Genomic DNA, 16,478 nt, shown 5'->3' on the forward strand with positions numbered 1-16,478 from the left:
GCTTAGTGAGGTACAATATGACTGCTATTCAAGTACAAGACTTACGCAAAACATTCAAAGTACAAAAAAACCGCGAGGGTCTCAAAGGGGCCTTCGCTGATTTGTTTAAAAGGGAATATACGGAAGTGACTGCGGTGAAGGACATTTCCTTTTCCATTCCTGAAGGTGAGATCTGTGGATATATCGGCGAGAACGGTGCTGGGAAATCGACCACGATCAAAATGCTCACAGGTATTCTCGTGCCGACTTCCGGAAACCTGACAGTAGGTGGGTATGTTCCGTATTTGGAGCGCGAGAAATTCGTGAAAAATATCGGTGTGGTATTCGGGCAACGCAGTCAGCTATGGTGGGACATTGGCGTGATTGAGTCGTTCCAGCTCCTGCGCAAGGTTTACCGGGTATCTGAACAAGATTTCAAGAAACGGCTGGATGAATTGGTCGAACGACTGCAACTGCAAGAACTGCTGAATCGTCCGGTTCGTAAGCTTAGTCTAGGTCAGCGGATGCGTTGTGAATTAGTGGCAGCATTGCTTCATAATCCATCGATTGTATTTCTGGATGAACCAACCATTGGCTTAGATATTGTGGTGAAGTCAGAGATCCGTGAATTCCTAAAAGATATGAACCGCGAGCATGGGACAACCATACTGCTGACTACACATGACCTGCAAGATATTGAGGCGCTTTGCTCCCGAGTGATAATGCTTGATGATGGCCGTATCATTTATGACGGAGGACTGGAAGACCTGAAGCAGCGTTGGGGAACCGGACGTGAGGTTCAATTTCAATTTGGAAATGCTACGAAACGTCAGCAACTTGAGTTATGGACTGAGGGATTGCCTGTTACCTGGTCTGCGGAGAACGATTTAGGGGCGTCTGTCTGGATACCGCTAGAGCTAAATGTATCGGATGTATTAGGCAGAGTAGTGGGAAAAGCAGATATTACTGATATCAAAATCATAGAGACCAATACGGACGATATTGTTCGCAGTATTTATCAATCCGGGTCTGCAGACAAGCCTGATGAAATGGCTGCCGCTCTGAAGGATGAAAGAGAGGCTTTACATGTCTGATAAGCTTAATCCTGCAACGGCTATGTCTTCCTCCTCAGGAGGCGCGTCTTCTGGTGGTCCTCAGGAGAATAGCCGTAAATTACTATTCGGGGCTTACTTAGATTTTATACGCATCCGTTTCCTTACCATGCTTGCTTATCGGATTAACTACTACTCAGGTATTCTTATCTATTCACTGAATATTGGGGTTAACTATTTCACTTGGATGGCCATCTATGGCAATGGGGATTCATTGGGTGGCTTTACTGCAACGCAAATGACGTCATATGTAGCTGTATCGTGGATGGCTAGAGCCTTTTATTTTAATAACCTAGACCGCGAGATCTCTACGGATATCCGTGATGGAAGTATCGCTATCCAGTTTATAAGGCCCTATAACTATGTTTTAGTCAAAATGATGCAAGGTCTTGGAGAGGGAATGTTCCGCTTCCTCTTATTTATGATTCCCGGCATGGCCATAGCGATGCTGCTGTTCCCGGTTCAATTGCCAACAGCGCCATCTGCTTGGGCAGGGTTCATGGTGATGCTCTTTTTCAGCTTTTTAATTAATTCACAGATCAATATCATTACAGGGCTCTCGGCATTTTTTGTAGAAAATAATGAAGGCATGATGCGAATGAAGCGGGTGATTGTAGACTTATTCTCCGGCTTAATCGTACCGATCAGTCTGTTTCCTAACTGGTTATCTTCCGTACTTGAGGTGCTGCCGTTTCAGGCGATTACCTACTTGCCAGGTTCAGTGTTTACGGGACGGGTGCAAGGGGTTGGAATATGGAATGTATTAGGGATACAAATTATTTGGTTCCTGGTATTGCTGATTCCAATTGTCTGGTTATATCATGCGGCGCGGCAGCGTCTCTTCGTGCAGGGAGGTTGAGGAAACATGTATTACCTGGGATTATTAATTGAATATATCAAAAATTATATGAAGAGCCGGCTCACCTATCGCGCTGACTTTTGGGTAGAGGTCATTTCAGACTTACTTTTTCAAGCTACCAACTTTATCTTTATTCTCGTAATTTTTATGCACACAGATAGCCTGGGCGGCTGGAATCAGAATGAAGTAGTGTTCGTTTATGGATTCTTTATGGTGCCTTTTGGGGTGTTTAGTTGTTTTGTGAATCTATGGGGATTTAGTGAACGTTACATCGTTAAAGGTGAGATGGACCGTATTTTGACACGCCCAGCTCATAATTTGTTCCAGATCTTTTTGGAAAATGTTGATCCACCAGCACTTATGGGCTCATTCATAGGTATTATTATTATGGCCATCAGTGGCAGCAATTTGGGTCTTCCCTTTGAATGGTGGACGATACCGGCTCTGATCATTCTAACGTTAAGTGCGGTCGCCATCTATACGGGGATTTACACAACGTTGACTTCATTGTCTTTCTATTCGGATGCTCCTACTGGCATTCTTCCGTTAATGTACAACATTCAGACTTATGGCCGTTACCCGGTAACGATTTACAATCGTGCTATACAGGTATTGCTTACTTGGATCATTCCATTTGCATTCGTCGGAGTGTATCCAGCCGCGCTTTTTCTACAGCGGGAGGAGATGACCAGCCTTGCTCTGATGACACCTGTAGTAGGCGCTATATTCCTGGGGATTGGTTTGTTAGCCTGGAGTTATGGCGTACGAAGATATAAAGGTGCGGGGTCTTAAGTTAAGCTAGTGTTTTGTTAAGTTGGAAAGGCTACCTTCGGGTAGTCTTTTTTTTCACTCGGAATCATGAATATGCTAAAATCATTTATATCTACAATGGGGAGGAATCATAGATGAATGTGTTAGATATTTTACCAGCACCCGAAAACTTAAAAAAACTTATGAAAATACTTGCTTCTCTAAATATTGTCCTATGTCCAGAGGACTGGCTTCGCTATCATAGTTTTGATTCTAAATTTGATAAGAATGTTTCTCTAGCATCGATCGATAATGGTTCAGGCGATAATTTGTTTATTATTTTTACACCTCAAGGAACGATAATTAAAGGTTTTGATCATGAGTCCGAAGTAAGTCCATATGCGCGTGACGAACATGAAGTTTGGCCAGGAATCTATGAAGAGGTCCCAACCTCGCTATTGTCTATACTGGAAGATGAGGCGATAGCTAAGGATGATGTTACTTTTTGTTTTTGGCGTGAAAATAATGATTTGACGTGGCAGAAGGGGAAGGTAGAGATTCCAGCGGAGGTAGAAGATGGTTCGGACTTTTTGCTAGGGACTATTTTCCGCACAGCTGAGGATTTTGTGGAATTTGCCGAAGGTTATTTTGAACTCACACTCCCTTTAGAGGTTGTTGCACAAGTTTATGAGGATGCAGCCATTACAAAAGAGATGATCAAAGCGTTAAATCCTGATGGTGATGTAGAGACAATCCTTCAGGAGTTAGCAGAGCTAGACTCTTAGGGACTTATCGATTTTGAAAACAAAGGGGGATGCGAAATGGAACTTTACGTGGAAAAGCTGAATGCTGATGCTGCTAAGGATATTTTAAGCTGGCAATATGATCCACCCTATGATTTTTACAATAATGAACTAACTCCTGAAGCTATAAGTGAAATGCTAGAGGCAGCATTTTTTTCTGTACTTGATGCAGATAAACAATTGATTGGTTTCTTCTGTGTAGGAAGTCCGGCACAGGTTCCAAATGATAAATATACATATTCTCAGGATTTTATAGATGTGGGTTTAGGAATGAAGCCTGAGTTAACCGGACAGGGGAATGGGACTCTATTTTTCACAACAGTCCTTAACTATATTAATGAGAGATGCGAGGAAAAACCAAAGCGGCTGACAGTGGCGAAGTTCAACGATAGAGCGATACGCTTGTATGAAAAACTAGGATTTAGCAGGGAAGCTGAAATCGTTAAAGGAACTACAGAATTTATAATTATGATTTGTAATGAAAATGATAATCTTGCTTTCGTGTATGAGCGGGCAAAACCCGGCGAACTAATTACTTTTGGCTCTTATCCGCAAATGGCGGACGGAGCAGACCAAATGCCGATAAAGTGGCGGGTGCTGCAAAATTCAGGTAGAGAACTGTTCATTTTGAGCGAGTACATTTTGGATTGCAGGCGGTATCACAGTGAATATGTTGACGTTACATGGCGGGACTCCGATTTGCGAAAGTGGTTGAACGATGAGTTTTATAATGCCGCTTTTAATGACTCCGAGCACAGGCTCATCAAGACTACACAGTGCACAGATAACGGAGAGGGAAGTATAAACACGGAAGAAAAGATTTTTCTGCTTAGTGTTTCGGAGGCGAATGAATTCACCTTTAAACTTGGAGAAGATACTTTACGTGCGAAGCGTAGGGCGATAGGAACGGGATTTTCTAAAGAGAAAAAGAACGATGGATGTAAATTGTATGTGTATGATAAAAAAGTCAAAGCTGATTATATCCTTGAGAAAAATGAAGAGTTTGGCTGCTCATGGTGGTGGCTGAGAACTCAACCTGCGATTTCCTCACGTGCGTATTTTGTAGGTACTCGTAGCAGTATTCGCAGTTACGGACATGTCAACTTAGCTTGTTACGGTGTGCGCCCCGCTTTAATCCTTAATCTTCAATGAGATAATTTCCAGAGCCTTGCCCATCTGCTCTTCGCGGGAAGTGAACCCTACCACAGAAACAAAACAGCCTGAACCCCTAGGAATACAGGACTCAGGCTGTTTATTATTGTATCTATTTCATGGAATTAGATTTGTCTTTAGCATTGAGTGTAGCAATCAGTTTCTCGCCTTCGACATCCAGGTTTGGCAGAATACGGTCGAGCCATTTTGGAAGTGCCCAAGCTTTGTTGCCGAAAATAGACATTACAGCAGGAACTAATCCCATTCGAATAATGAAAGCATCGATTAAGATCCCTACGGCCAGTGTAAAGCCGATTTGTTTAATCATGACATCATCCGTAAAAATAAACCCTGCAAAAACGGAGATCATAATTATAGCAGCGCCTACTACGACACGACTCACCTGGTTGTATCCATGGACAACGGACTCTGATCCCTCATGACCATGAACGTACGATTCACGCATGGAACTGACAAGGAAAACCTGATAGTCCATCGCAAGCCCATATAGGATACCCGTAACGATGATTGGCATAAAGCTTAGCAATGGGCCACCGGTGTCGAAACCAAAGAGAGAATGGAGCCAGCCCCATTGGAACACGGCTGTGGTGATCCCGAAGGTAGCGAGTATGCTAAGCAGAAAGCCGATCGTAGCTTTGATAGGAACGATAATCGAACGAAATACCAACAGAAGAATAATGAGCGATAGGAGAATGATGATTCCTACATAAATGGGAAATACATCTGCCAGTTTGGCCGACATATCGATGTTAACAGCGGTAAATCCGGTAACCCCGAGTTTAACATCATTACTTTGAGCGATACTAGATTCCGTAGTCCGTAAATCATTCACCAGATTTTTGGTTGTTATATCGCTAGGACCCGTTTCTGGAATCAGACTGAAGATAGCCAAATCCTTAGTCATGCCCAGAGGAGTGACCAACGCGACATTCTTTTGAGCTTGGAGCTCTTTTACAAGATTTCCTAGGAGCTCCGGAGTGACTGGATTGGAAGAATTCTTTGGTTCTGCAACCAAAATAAGCGGTCCGTTAAAGCCCTCTCCAAAACCCTCGGATATAGCATCATAACTTTGTCTTGCTACCGTGTCCAAATTCGCTGAGGCGGCTCCGGGAATGCCCATTTCCATTTTGGCTATAGGGGTTGCTGCTACGCCAAGTACCACGACGATGGCAACAATAGTGACCCAACGATACTTGATGACGAATTTAACCCATCTATCAGCTATACCGCGGTTACCCGTTGTATGATGATCCTTGTTTTTCTTGCGAGCTTTAGGCGAACAGATGCGTTCACCCACCAATCCGAGCAATGCCGGCAATAGGGTTAAGGCAACAAATACGTTGATAAGGACGGTAGCAGCTGCTACTAACGCCATCGTTGATAAGAAAGTAAGCCCGATTACAAGCATACCGCAGAGAGCGATAATAACCGTCAAACCGGCGAAAAATACGGCGCTGCCGGATGTGCCAATAGCTCTAGCCGCAGCTTCTTGTGCGCTTAATCCTTGATCAATAATCATCCGGCGTTGGCGATTTACAATGAAAAGAGCATAATCGATTCCGACGGCTAATCCAATCATAAGCGCCAAGACGGAAGTGACACTAGGCATTTCAATGAATTTGGAAATAGAAAATGCTCCACCTACACCGATGCCGACTCCAAGCAGTGCAGTTATAAGGGGCAGACCTGCTGCAACGACAGAGCCAAGCGTCACCAGCAAAACAATTGCAGCAATGACAAGTCCGACAATCTCAGCTGATCCTACACCGATAGATACTGATTTGAGTGTCTCGCCCGGCAGTACAGTGATGTTGGTATCTTTCTCGACATTCTTGACGGTATCAATTACAGAATCAAAAATATCTTGAGAGATAGCAGATTGCTCAATAGTAAACTGGAATTGGAACAATGCAATGCTACCGTCTGCGGAAAGAATAACACCAGGTACTGGAACGCCATCTGCCATCAGAGGACCATAGGAAAGGGGTGCTGTGGCTGCTGCAGACTGATCCATACTGGCAGCCTGAGTTGCTTCAGTAGTTGAACTACTTGCTTCCGCTGCATAATCCGCAGGATTAATCACTTCGTTTATACCGTAAACCTCATTAACACCTTTAGTGATCGCTGCCAAACGTTCTGGCGTATCCAATCGCTCATTTTCAGGTGCTTTGAACACGACACTCCCTTGTCCACCAGATGCAGCCGGAAGTTCTGTTGCTAATTGATCCAAAATCTTTTGCGATTCTGTGCCTTCAATCTTCATTTCTGAACTGATATGAATACCATTCATGCTGATCATAGAGATGACAATTCCTAAAATTAAAATCCAACCTAAAATGAAGTACCCAGGTTTGCGATAAGCGGTTTTTCCCACTCTGTATAATAATGTTGACATGTATCTATTTTACACTCCCTCGATGATGAAAACTGATTGTTAGCCTATTAGAATCCGTTGCGTAAATATCCGTAAATAGTTTCCAAAAATTGATCGAACGTAAGCGTTTCAGGACTTGGATCGTCGCTCGTCGTTTGTCCCGGAAGCAGCACATTAAGTTTTCCGTCAATTAAGGGAAGCACAGTTCCGTAAACCGAATTTATAAGCAGATAAGTATAGACCTCGTCATACTTACCATTTGACAAGTGCAACAATGTTTTTTGTGCTCCAGTTTGCGTAAGATGTATTGCTCTTAGATAATGGGGCTCGAGAGCTGGGAATTTTCGGGAAAGTAAAGAAAGCTCACGCAACCTCCCTATAAGCTCAGATGTAAGTTGCATCTTAATTAGTTGATATAAGGTATCCAGCAGGGAGGCATTTTCAGGGATTTTGGTGAGCAATTCTTCATACTCATTCGTGTTCCGTACGGTAACTGCTCCCATCGCAACTGCCTCTTCCTTGCATGTGAAATAGTTTGCGAAAGTTCTTCTGGAGTAGCCGGCTTTTTGCACGATATCTTCAACAACAAAACCGTCCAACCCATGTTCAAGTGCAAGTTCGAATGCCGCTTCAGCTAGCGCTTTTTCAGTGGCTTCTTTTTTGAAATCTCTCAACGTTTGTTTAATCATAATTTATGTATACACCTCCCATATAGCTGTAATTGTGGTGAAGATTAGGATTGCTGACTATATACTAATTTAAACTTGCCCAAAGTGCAAACTTTCTCATTGGGCAAGTTTATGCTTTGGAATCTGCTTATAGAAAATTCCCAGTAGTTTCACAGCAGAAAACAGGAAATAAAAATAGAATAATTTCTCTTTATCAACAGATGAAAAGAGTACATAATTACAGACGACCTCATTAACTCTAGAAATATTTTGTGAGTATTATAAATGATCTTTTCAAAGAGGGGAGTTCGTTGTATGTATGGAATTCTGGCTGTTTCCGGCCTGTCTTTTCTTCTGGTGGCGGTGTTTACACCTCTATTGATCTGGACGCTGCATAGACTGAGGTTGACGCAGCCGATTCGTGCCGAGCTTCCAGCAGATCATCAGGCCAAACGGGGTACACCACTAATGGCAGGGTTGATCCTGCTTATCGGGATAGCGATTTCGCTGCAGTTTCAACCCGGGCCTCTAATGTTACTCTTATGCGTTACGTTTTTGTTGTTTAGTTCAGTCGGATTTTTGGATGATTTCAAAAAGGCTTTTTGGCAAAACCCATCCGGCATCAGCGGCCGCTCAAAACTAGTGCTTCAATTTCTTTTTACTGGATTTATATTATATGTGTTATTCCATTCGTTCGGCCTGACGAGTAATATCGAGTTATTTAAAGGCCAAAATCTGCAGTTGCCTGTGTACCTTTATGTGGCCATCATTTTGCTGTTTGTGGTCGGCTCCGCGAATGCCATCAATTTTACAGATGGTCTCGATGGGCTACTGATCAATGTTGCCATACCGTCGTATTTTTTCTTTTTTATGATCTCGGACAAACCTGAAGTGCAGACTTTTTCACTTGTTATGATCGGTTGTCTGCTAGGGCTTTTGCTTTACAATATTTATCCAGCAAGAGCGTTTATGGGCGATACTGGATCACTCGCGATCGGTGGCTCCCTTTCCGTTCTGGCTGTCATTGAAAAGGTTGAGCTTTTGATTCCGATTTTGTTTTTCGTTTATTTTGCGGAGCAGTTGTCGGTCATTTTACAAGTTTGGTACTACAAACGGACGAAGCTGCGGCTATTCCGGATGGCTCCGATCCATTACCACTTCAGCTTAAAATACGGATGGAGTGAAAACAAAATCGTGATGATTTTCGGTTTCATTTCTTGGGTATCCGTACTGCTGTGCTGGTTGATATGGAAATATTTAATTCACTAAACGAACAATTCGATACGAAACATGAATCTACATAATGTTATTGCAACAACGAGACATCGGCATCTTTTGTATTTACAAATCTATAAAAATAGATATAATGGAACACATGGAACCTTTATTGATATTCAAAGCGTTGTCTAACGAGACTCGCAGTCAAATTATGATGTGGCTAAAAACTCCCGAGGAATTTTTTGATGAAAAGCCTTATTTACAACAAGGCCTAAATTTTCAAATTGGGATTTGCGTGGGAGATATTCAAGCTAAAGCGGGGCTTGCACAGTCGGTTATTTCGAGCTATCTATTGACTATGCAAAAAGCTGGTTTGCTGGAATCTGAGCGAATTGGGAAGTGGACGTATTATCGTCGAAACGAAAAGACAATTCAAGAGTTTTCCGATTATATTAAAGAGAAACTATAGGAGAAAGGAGGAAGGGCTTTTTTTTGGTAATACATATCTACAAATCTAAATATGTGAATATAAATGGAGGATTATTTTAAAATGAAAAAGGTTAACCCTTTGCTTATTATTATTTTGGCTTTAGGCGTATTTGGCATTATTACAACGGAAATGGGGATTATAGGTGTTCTGCCACAGGTAACTCAAAAATTTAATATATCAACTTCTCAGTCTGGATGGCTTGTAAGTATATTTGCTTTAGTTGTTGCTATTTCAGGTCCATTTCTGACCTTATTGGCTTCTGGAATTAATCGTAAAATAATTCTATTAACTGCTGTGCTTATTTTTGCAATTTCAAATATTGTTTATGCGTATACGACCATGTTTGAAGTAATGCTGATTTTCCGTATTATCCCTGCTATTTTTCATCCCGTGTTTTTTTCAGTTGCACTTGTTACCGCTGCCCAACTTGTCCCTCCGGAAAAGAGCACCAAAGCAGTTACAAAGGTTTTCGCCGGAATAACGGTCGGGTTTGCTTTTGGTGTGCCTTTGACTTCTTATCTCGCGGACAAAATTTCGTTAGAAGTCGCTTTTCTGTTTGGAGCTGTCGTAAGTATAATTGCCTTTTTAGGAATACTAGCTTGGCTTCCTTCCATGCCAGTTAAAGAAAAAATGTCATATGGTAAACAACTTGGTATTTTACGCAAACCCCTATTGTGGTTAAATATTGTGGCAGTTATTTTTATCTTTGCAGCTATGTTTTCTGTGTACAGTTACTTTGCTGAATATCTTGGGCAGGTAACACATATGAACGGGTCATGGATTAGTATCATGTTGATGGCCTTTGGGATAATCATGATTTTTGGGAATTTTTTGTTTGGAAGCCTTTTGCATAAAGGCATTACAAAGACCGTTATCATGTTTCCATTGTTATATGCGGTAACTTACTTATTCGTATATTATCTAGGTTCTTATTTCCTTCCGATGGTTGTTATCATAATCATTTGGGGGGCAGTGCATTCCGGCGGACTGATTGTCAGTCAAGCATGGTTAACGACCGAAGCGAAAGAAGCTCCCGAATTCGGTAACAGCTTGTTTATCTCATTTTCCAACCTTGGAATTACTATAGGGACTGCTATCGGTGGTTGGTTTATTTCTCATGCAGGAATACATCGACTCATTTGGATCGGAATTATGTTTTCCCTGCTTGCTTTCTTATCGATCATAATCAAAATAAAGATTTCCAAATTAAACGTGGTGGAAGTAGAGTAAAGGCGAAACAGCGATAGCCAAGTATCTTTTTTCTGGTACATGGCTGTCGCTGTTTTCTATGATTAGTAGTACAGTCTTGTGTTTTTAAGTTTTTTAATTTATTTTTAATAGACCCCATGAAATTACATACGTGTATAAGAAAGAGGTTAACAATGAATAAGATTTATCTAGTAAAAAGATTTTTAGCTATCACACTCTTACTTGGAACAACAACTGCCTGCAACTTAGCCGAGCAGATTACTTTAGAGCCAGTTCCAACGATTACGGCTGATTCCAGTTCTGGATTGGGTTCTACGCCAGACAATACAACAGAGGACAACAAACGTTTAATAGATGCAAAGGTAACACGAGTAGTCGATGGTGACACCATGAAGCTGACTATAGGCGGCAAAAAGGAAACCATTCGTTTATTGCTGGTCGATACTCCAGAGTCAGTGAATCCGAACATCCCCGAACCACAGCCCTTTTCGTTAGAAGCTTCTGATTTCGCCAAAAAGATGCTTACGGATAAAGATGTACAAATTGAACTAGATGTATCGGAGCGGGACAAATATGGCCGCCTACTTTGTTACCTCTATATAGATGGGAAAATGTTCAATGAGATTCTGCTAGAGCAGGGTTATGCACGTGTAGCCTATGTATTTGCACCTAATACAAAATACGTAGATCAATTTAGAGCGATTCAGGATAAGGCGCGAGAGCGGGGAATAGGTATTTGGAGCATTGAAAATTACGCGCAAGACAATGGTTTTCATGTGCAGAAAAAGAAATAAATTTTAATTAGCTTAGGATATTTGAGCCTATTAGAAGAAAGGATGTAGTTTTTTGAGCGATTATATTATGGAGTTAAGAAAGCTGGTAGGTACCAGACCGCTTATAATGGCAGGAGCCTGTGTTTTATTGTGCAGCAATCATCAATTATTATTACAACGTAGAACGGACAACGGATGCTGGGGTTTGCCAGGTGGCTCGATGGAGCTTGGGGAGACTTTAGAAGAGGTCGCTAAGAGGGAGCTTTTTGAGGAAACGGGCTTAACAGCCAAAGGTCTTGAATTGTTCGACATGTTCTCTGGAAAAGATCTTTATTATAAATACCCGCACGGGGATGAAGTATATAATGTTGTGGCTGCGTATCTATGCACAGACTTTGATGGGGCGCTAAAAGTAGATGGAATTGAAGTGCAAGAATTGCGTTTTTTTAATTATGCAGAATTGCCAAGCGAGCTGTCTCCTCCAGATGTTCCCGTCATTAAGAGGTTTTTGGATCGTTTTGTGAAGTGATGTCGGATGGTATTCAAAAGATTAAAGAGGGCTGCCTAGTGGTAGCCCTTTCTTTAGTTTGCCATTTCCTCGGAAGTTTCAGTACAACCACGAATTTTCCTGTTGAAAATAACTATAGCAGCAGTGTTGACTTCGTCAAACTATTGGAGTAGTCTGTATCCAAGACCCAAACTATTGCAATAGTGTAAGGAGATGATTTAAATGACTATTAAACTTTTTGATTCGGAACTTAAAGTAATGGAAGTGTTATGGAAAGAAGGAGATAGGTCTGCCAAACAAATTTCTGATATTTTGAAGGCTGAGATTGGTTGGAATATGAATACAACTTATACTGTTATCAAAAAGTGTATTGGTAAAGGTGCAATTGAGCGCTATGAACCTAATTTTATGTGTCATGCGTTAATTGCTAAGGTGCAGGTACAAGAAATGGAGACAGATGAGCTGATTGACAAGGTGTTCAATGGTTCTGTCGACAAGTTATTTGCATCCTTACTTGGGCGTAAGAAATTATCTGCTCAACAGATTGAGAAGCTCAAACAAATCGTCGATAACGTTGAATGAGGTGATGGCCTATGAGCACCTTTATGAATATGAGTTTTACTGCTGCGGTGATGATCGTGGCTATTATTGTCATTCGATCGCTGGTCATCAATAAGCTGCCTAAGAAAACCTTTATGGTGTTATGGGGGGTGGTTGTATACAGACTACTGATTCCCTTTTCTTTGCCGTCACCATTTAGTATTTACACATGGGTTGATAGTTTACCTTTGAATAATTCGAACAATGTGACTTTCGTTAATCCGTCCTCCCCACTAACCTTAACCATGAATCTAGTAGGTTCGACTTCGACGTCTGAGGTTCAGTCGATTAATAACCATTTGTCTTTTGCTATCTCGTCTATCTTAGTCATTTGGATAATGGGTATGGTTATTTCCGCATTGTACTTCATCATCACTTATGTGAAATGTCGAAGAGAATTTCATGCTTCTTTGCCTGTTGATCATCCCGTTGCTTTGAAGTGGCTAGATGAACATAAGTTGACACGCACGATACAGATCCGGCAATTGGATTTAATCCGTTCACCCCTAACCTATGGAATTAAGCATCCAGTAATCCTACTGCCGAAAAATACAGACTGGAGTAATATTGAGCAGATACAATACATTCTTATGCATGAACTAGTACATATTCGACGATTCGATCAGATAACGAAGCTGATATTAACAGCTGTTCTCTGTGTTCATTGGTTTAACCCGTTAGTGTGGGTCATGTATATGCTGGCTAATCGTGATATTGAACATTCCTGTGATGAAACGGTTGTGCGATCATTTGGCGAAACAACGAAAAGAGCTTATGCAATGTCTCTTATAACAATGGAAGAACGAAAGAATAAGCTAAACCCTTTAAGCAATCATTTTTCAAAAAATGCGATTGAAGAAAGGATTATGATGATTATGAAGATGAAAAAAACGACCACCGCTGCGACTGTTCTAGCCATTGTCTTAGTTGTTGGGGCTACGGCTGTTTTTGCAACCAGTTCAGCGAAGTCTGCTGGCTTGAAGACGAATCAAGATTCATCTGTGTTGACTCGTGGGGACAATGATAATATTCAGTACTCAACGAATGGAGGAAAGACATGGATGAGCCAAGTGGAGTATGAAGCAAAATATCCCGTTTCAGATGTAGAATGGTGGACTTATGATGAATACAAAGCTTGGCTCGAAGATGAAAAAATAGAACTCCCAAAAATAATTGGAGGAAAAGCATGGACCTCAGGAGATGGGTGGTTCACATGGACACAGAAGCGTGTGGATGATGTTATCGCTAGGTATGAAAAAAATCTTGCTGATATTAAGAACGGGACAAAAATTTCAAAGACCGTGAATGGTCAGGACGACATGATGTTGTCCTCTAATGCGACTGAAATAAGTACTTCTGTCTACAGTGAAACCATTTCGTCGGACAACGGTGAGGTTATCTCATTTGGCCCGTTTGACACGAAGGAAGAGCTTCTTGCTAAGGTTAAACCTTACTGTGAGCAACAAGTCAAGCAAGGAAATATGACGCAGAGGGAAGCGAAAGAGATACTGAGCAAATACAATTAAGAATAATCTAAGAGTGTGTTGTCACATAAATGTTAGATTCCTGCTTAACTTCGATTTCTAAAGCGTCACCCTTCCCGCAGAACGTTAATAAGATGAACAATGAAACATGACATCAGCCCGGAAAGGTGTGCGATTATGGACGGAACAATCCTGAATTTCTTTGCTGGCGGCAACACAGCTCACGGCTTCTCTAACCTCTATGAGTCGTCATTGCAAGGTTTAACACGTTTGTTTGTTTTAAAAGGAGGCCCCGGTACGGGGAAAACTAGAATCATTCGAGAAATCGGAGATCTTCTGGCTCAACAAGGTTATGAGATCTGGTTAATTCACACAGCGTCAGATAATGATTCACTCGACGGAGTGGTTATTCCTGAATTAAAAGTAGGAATTATAGATGGTACGGCTCCACGGGTCATTAAGCCAGAATTGCCTGAAGAGGCCATCGTACATGTGAATTTGGAGCAGGCCGTCGATACGCTCCAGTTAAGCCAGCGTTGTGTTGAGATCGACAGCTTAGTTGATCAGTACACGGAAGAGCATGAACTAGCTTATTCAGGCTTTGCTGAAGCACTCCGCATTCATGACGAATGGGAAGCGATTTATATTGCGACAATGAATTTCCAAGCCGCTGATGAGCTGACTCAGGAGTATATTCAACTTCTGTATGGTGATCAGAACTTCGAAAAAGTAAGCCGGGTGGATCACCGTTTTTTAGGTGCAGCTACGCCTAAGGGTGCAGTGGATTTTGTACCTAATTTAACCGCAGGGCTAAAAAGATATCTTGTAAAAGGTCGCGCGGGTTCCGGTAAATCTACACTTTTAAAAAAATTGGCGGCTGAAGGAATAAAACGTGGTGTCGATGTTGAGATTTACCACTGTGGTTTCGATCCGAACAGCCTTGATATGATTATCGTACGCGAGCTTGGGTTTGCTATTTTTGACAGCACAGCTCCGCATGAGTATTTCCCTGATCGTGCTACCGACGAGATTGTTGATATGTATTCACGGTGCATTCAGCCAGGTACGGATGAAGCTTTTGCCGAAGCCATCGCAAGTATTAAAGAGCGATATTCCAGCACCATGAAACAATCCATTCAACATCTGACAGATGCCAAAGTATTTTTGGATGAGTTAAAGACAATCTATGCCGCAGCTACAGATTTTGACCATATAGATCAGATTAAATCCCAAATTCAACAAGAAATCAGCGGGATTGTGGAAAGTCCTCAGGAGGTTTAACCTTCATTAAAGATCGCTCTCTTAGCGGGCGGTCTTTTTTCTATGTCAAGAAATTGGTATGGTACATACGCACCCATGCGGTTATTCCCACCAGAATTGTATCCAAGTATGCTCTCTCTAGGGACAACGATAAGGGAGAGAGAAACTTATGAGTGATCAGAAAGTGATGTTTAGAACGGGTCTTAAGGATTCTGTAGCTATTGTTGCAGGATTTATTCCTGCTTGTTTTACGTTTGGATTGGTCGGTAAGGGATTAGGCCTGGGGAGTCTGGAAGTGTTCTTATTGTCAGCGCTCGTATTTGCGGGAGCCAGCCAATTTATTGGCGTGAAAATGCTTGCCGCTGGTGCCGCCGCTCCAATGATCCTGCTGCTTACGTTGATCATTAATTTAAGATATTTGTTTATAAGCCTATCTTTTGGGAGTCAGCTTGACCGTACAATCAATCCGCTGGCCAAAGTCTGGATTGGGTTCAGTTTAACAGAAGAAGTGTACGCTGTTAGTATGATCCCCCGCAATCATTCAAAAGAAAATATAACTCTTCCATATTTGCTGGGTCTACAAATTCCTCCGTATATAGCAAATTTACTGGCAACAGCTGCGGGAATATCGCTGGCATCCTACATTCCGGCTGTATACTTACCTGCTTTGAACACCTCATTATATGCCTTACTGATAGCACTAATAGTGCCACAACTAAAGGGAAGCATTCGGAATTTGGCCATATGTTTAGCAGCGGCGGGTTCTTCATGGCTCCTACATCCCGTACTTGGAAACTCCTCGATACTTGCAGCTATGTTAATGGGTATGGCAGTAGGCTCCTTATTTCGAGAGCAAGCTGAAGTAGAAAAGGAGGTATCCGTATGACTATTCTGATCATTATCGGGATGGCAATCCTTACATTTTCATTTCGTTTTGTACCTTTGCTGCTGACAAAGCATACGAATGGCTCTTCCAAAGTCCAAGCTTTGTTGGAATATTTGCCTATCGCGGTTCTTAGTGCTTTAACGGTTCCTGGGATATTTCAGGTGGACGCAGATGACAATCTTGTAGGTATCGCTTCGGGTATAGTCGCTGTTATACTGGTATTAATTAGGAAAATCCCGCTGTTACTCGTGATCTTAGGCGCTGTTTCTGCAGCACTAATTGTAAAAATCCTTACTATGAACCATTAAGAAAACCCGGATTAGAAGGGTAGG

At 41.8% G+C, this 16,478-nt stretch carries 17 protein-coding genes; 15 read left to right on the forward strand and 2 right to left on the reverse strand.

Annotated features, from left to right (window positions below):
- Positions 1-17 precede the first annotated feature (17 nt).
- From MHH50_RS13600 to MHH50_RS13620, 5 genes are all read left to right on the forward strand, one after another.
- Positions 18-1,073, forward strand: a complete 1,056-nt coding sequence (locus tag MHH50_RS13600) for an ABC transporter ATP-binding protein (protein WP_076126169.1) — start codon at positions 18-20, stop codon at positions 1,071-1,073.
- A gap of 127 nt (positions 1,074-1,200) precedes the next feature.
- Positions 1,201-1,950, forward strand: coding sequence for an ABC-2 family transporter protein (locus MHH50_RS13605; protein ID WP_340034616.1), 750 nt, complete (start codon positions 1,201-1,203; stop codon positions 1,948-1,950).
- 6 nt (positions 1,951-1,956) lie between these two features.
- Positions 1,957-2,742 carry an ABC-2 family transporter protein gene (locus tag MHH50_RS13610; protein ID WP_036686696.1) on the forward strand — a complete coding sequence of 262 codons (786 nt, stop codon included), beginning with the start codon at positions 1,957-1,959 and terminating at the stop codon, positions 2,740-2,742.
- Positions 2,743-2,855: 113 nt separating this feature from the next.
- Positions 2,856-3,485: a hypothetical protein gene (locus MHH50_RS13615; RefSeq protein WP_076307360.1), complete on the forward strand. Its 630-nt coding sequence runs from the start codon at positions 2,856-2,858 to the stop codon at positions 3,483-3,485.
- Positions 3,486-3,521: 36 nt separating this feature from the next.
- Complete coding sequence (locus MHH50_RS13620; protein ID WP_340034447.1) at positions 3,522-4,655, forward strand: GNAT family N-acetyltransferase; 1,134 nt, start codon at positions 3,522-3,524, stop codon at positions 4,653-4,655.
- Positions 4,656-4,767: 112 nt separating this feature from the next.
- Here MHH50_RS13620 and MHH50_RS13625 read toward each other — a convergent pair whose 3' ends face one another.
- Together MHH50_RS13625 and MHH50_RS13630 are read right to left on the reverse strand one after the other, a co-directional pair.
- A complete protein-coding gene (locus tag MHH50_RS13625) occupies positions 4,768-7,071 on the reverse strand; it encodes an MMPL family transporter (RefSeq protein WP_340034448.1) in 2,304 nt (767 codons plus the stop codon).
- Positions 7,072-7,118: 47 nt separating this feature from the next.
- Positions 7,119-7,739 carry a TetR family transcriptional regulator gene (locus MHH50_RS13630; RefSeq protein ID WP_076218025.1) on the reverse strand — a complete coding sequence of 207 codons (621 nt, stop codon included), beginning with the start codon at positions 7,737-7,739 and terminating at the stop codon, positions 7,119-7,121.
- 294 nt (positions 7,740-8,033) lie between these two features.
- Here MHH50_RS13630 and mraY point away from each other — a divergent pair, with 294 nt between their 5' ends.
- The 10 genes from mraY (at position 8,034) to MHH50_RS13680 (ending at position 16,454) form a co-directional block, all read left to right on the forward strand.
- Entirely contained in the window at positions 8,034-8,987 is a 954-nt protein-coding gene (gene mraY / locus MHH50_RS13635; protein ID WP_076126177.1) for a phospho-N-acetylmuramoyl-pentapeptide-transferase, read from the forward strand.
- A 106-nt stretch (positions 8,988-9,093) separates the two neighbouring features.
- A complete protein-coding gene (locus tag MHH50_RS13640) occupies positions 9,094-9,405 on the forward strand; it encodes a helix-turn-helix transcriptional regulator (RefSeq protein WP_076190171.1) in 312 nt (103 codons plus the stop codon).
- An 81-nt stretch (positions 9,406-9,486) separates the two neighbouring features.
- Positions 9,487-10,656: an MFS transporter gene (locus tag MHH50_RS13645; RefSeq protein ID WP_076279011.1), complete on the forward strand. Its 1,170-nt coding sequence runs from the start codon at positions 9,487-9,489 to the stop codon at positions 10,654-10,656.
- 152 nt (positions 10,657-10,808) lie between these two features.
- The gene (locus tag MHH50_RS13650; RefSeq protein ID WP_340034451.1) at positions 10,809-11,429 is read left to right on the forward strand and encodes a thermonuclease family protein; all 621 of its coding nucleotides are present in this window, start codon (positions 10,809-10,811) and stop codon (positions 11,427-11,429) included.
- Between the two features lie 67 nt (positions 11,430-11,496).
- Entirely contained in the window at positions 11,497-11,937 is a 441-nt protein-coding gene (locus tag MHH50_RS13655; protein WP_076126240.1) for an NUDIX hydrolase, read from the forward strand.
- A 201-nt stretch (positions 11,938-12,138) separates the two neighbouring features.
- A complete protein-coding gene (locus tag MHH50_RS13660; protein WP_076126183.1) occupies positions 12,139-12,498 on the forward strand; it encodes a BlaI/MecI/CopY family transcriptional regulator in 360 nt (119 codons plus the stop codon).
- Positions 12,499-12,521: 23 nt separating this feature from the next.
- Positions 12,522-14,042: a M56 family metallopeptidase gene (locus MHH50_RS13665; RefSeq protein WP_340034452.1), complete on the forward strand. Its 1,521-nt coding sequence runs from the start codon at positions 12,522-12,524 to the stop codon at positions 14,040-14,042.
- Positions 14,043-14,177: 135 nt separating this feature from the next.
- Positions 14,178-15,281 (forward strand): PRK06851 family protein, encoded by a 1,104-nt coding sequence (locus tag MHH50_RS13670; protein ID WP_076309344.1) that lies wholly within the window; start codon positions 14,178-14,180, stop codon positions 15,279-15,281.
- Positions 15,282-15,429: 148 nt separating this feature from the next.
- The gene (locus tag MHH50_RS13675) at positions 15,430-16,146 is read left to right on the forward strand and encodes an AzlC family ABC transporter permease (protein ID WP_076309345.1); all 717 of its coding nucleotides are present in this window, start codon (positions 15,430-15,432) and stop codon (positions 16,144-16,146) included.
- Positions 16,143-16,454: an AzlD domain-containing protein gene (locus MHH50_RS13680; protein ID WP_036686713.1), complete on the forward strand. Its 312-nt coding sequence runs from the start codon at positions 16,143-16,145 to the stop codon at positions 16,452-16,454. Before MHH50_RS13675 ends, MHH50_RS13680 begins: the two co-directional genes overlap by 4 nt.
- The last annotated feature ends 24 nt before the right edge of the window (positions 16,455-16,478 follow it).

The sequence above is a fragment of the Paenibacillus sp. FSL H3-0302 genome (assembly GCF_037982245.1).
Classification (GTDB): Bacteria; Bacillota; Bacilli; order Paenibacillales; family Paenibacillaceae; genus Paenibacillus_AQ; species Paenibacillus_AQ odorifer.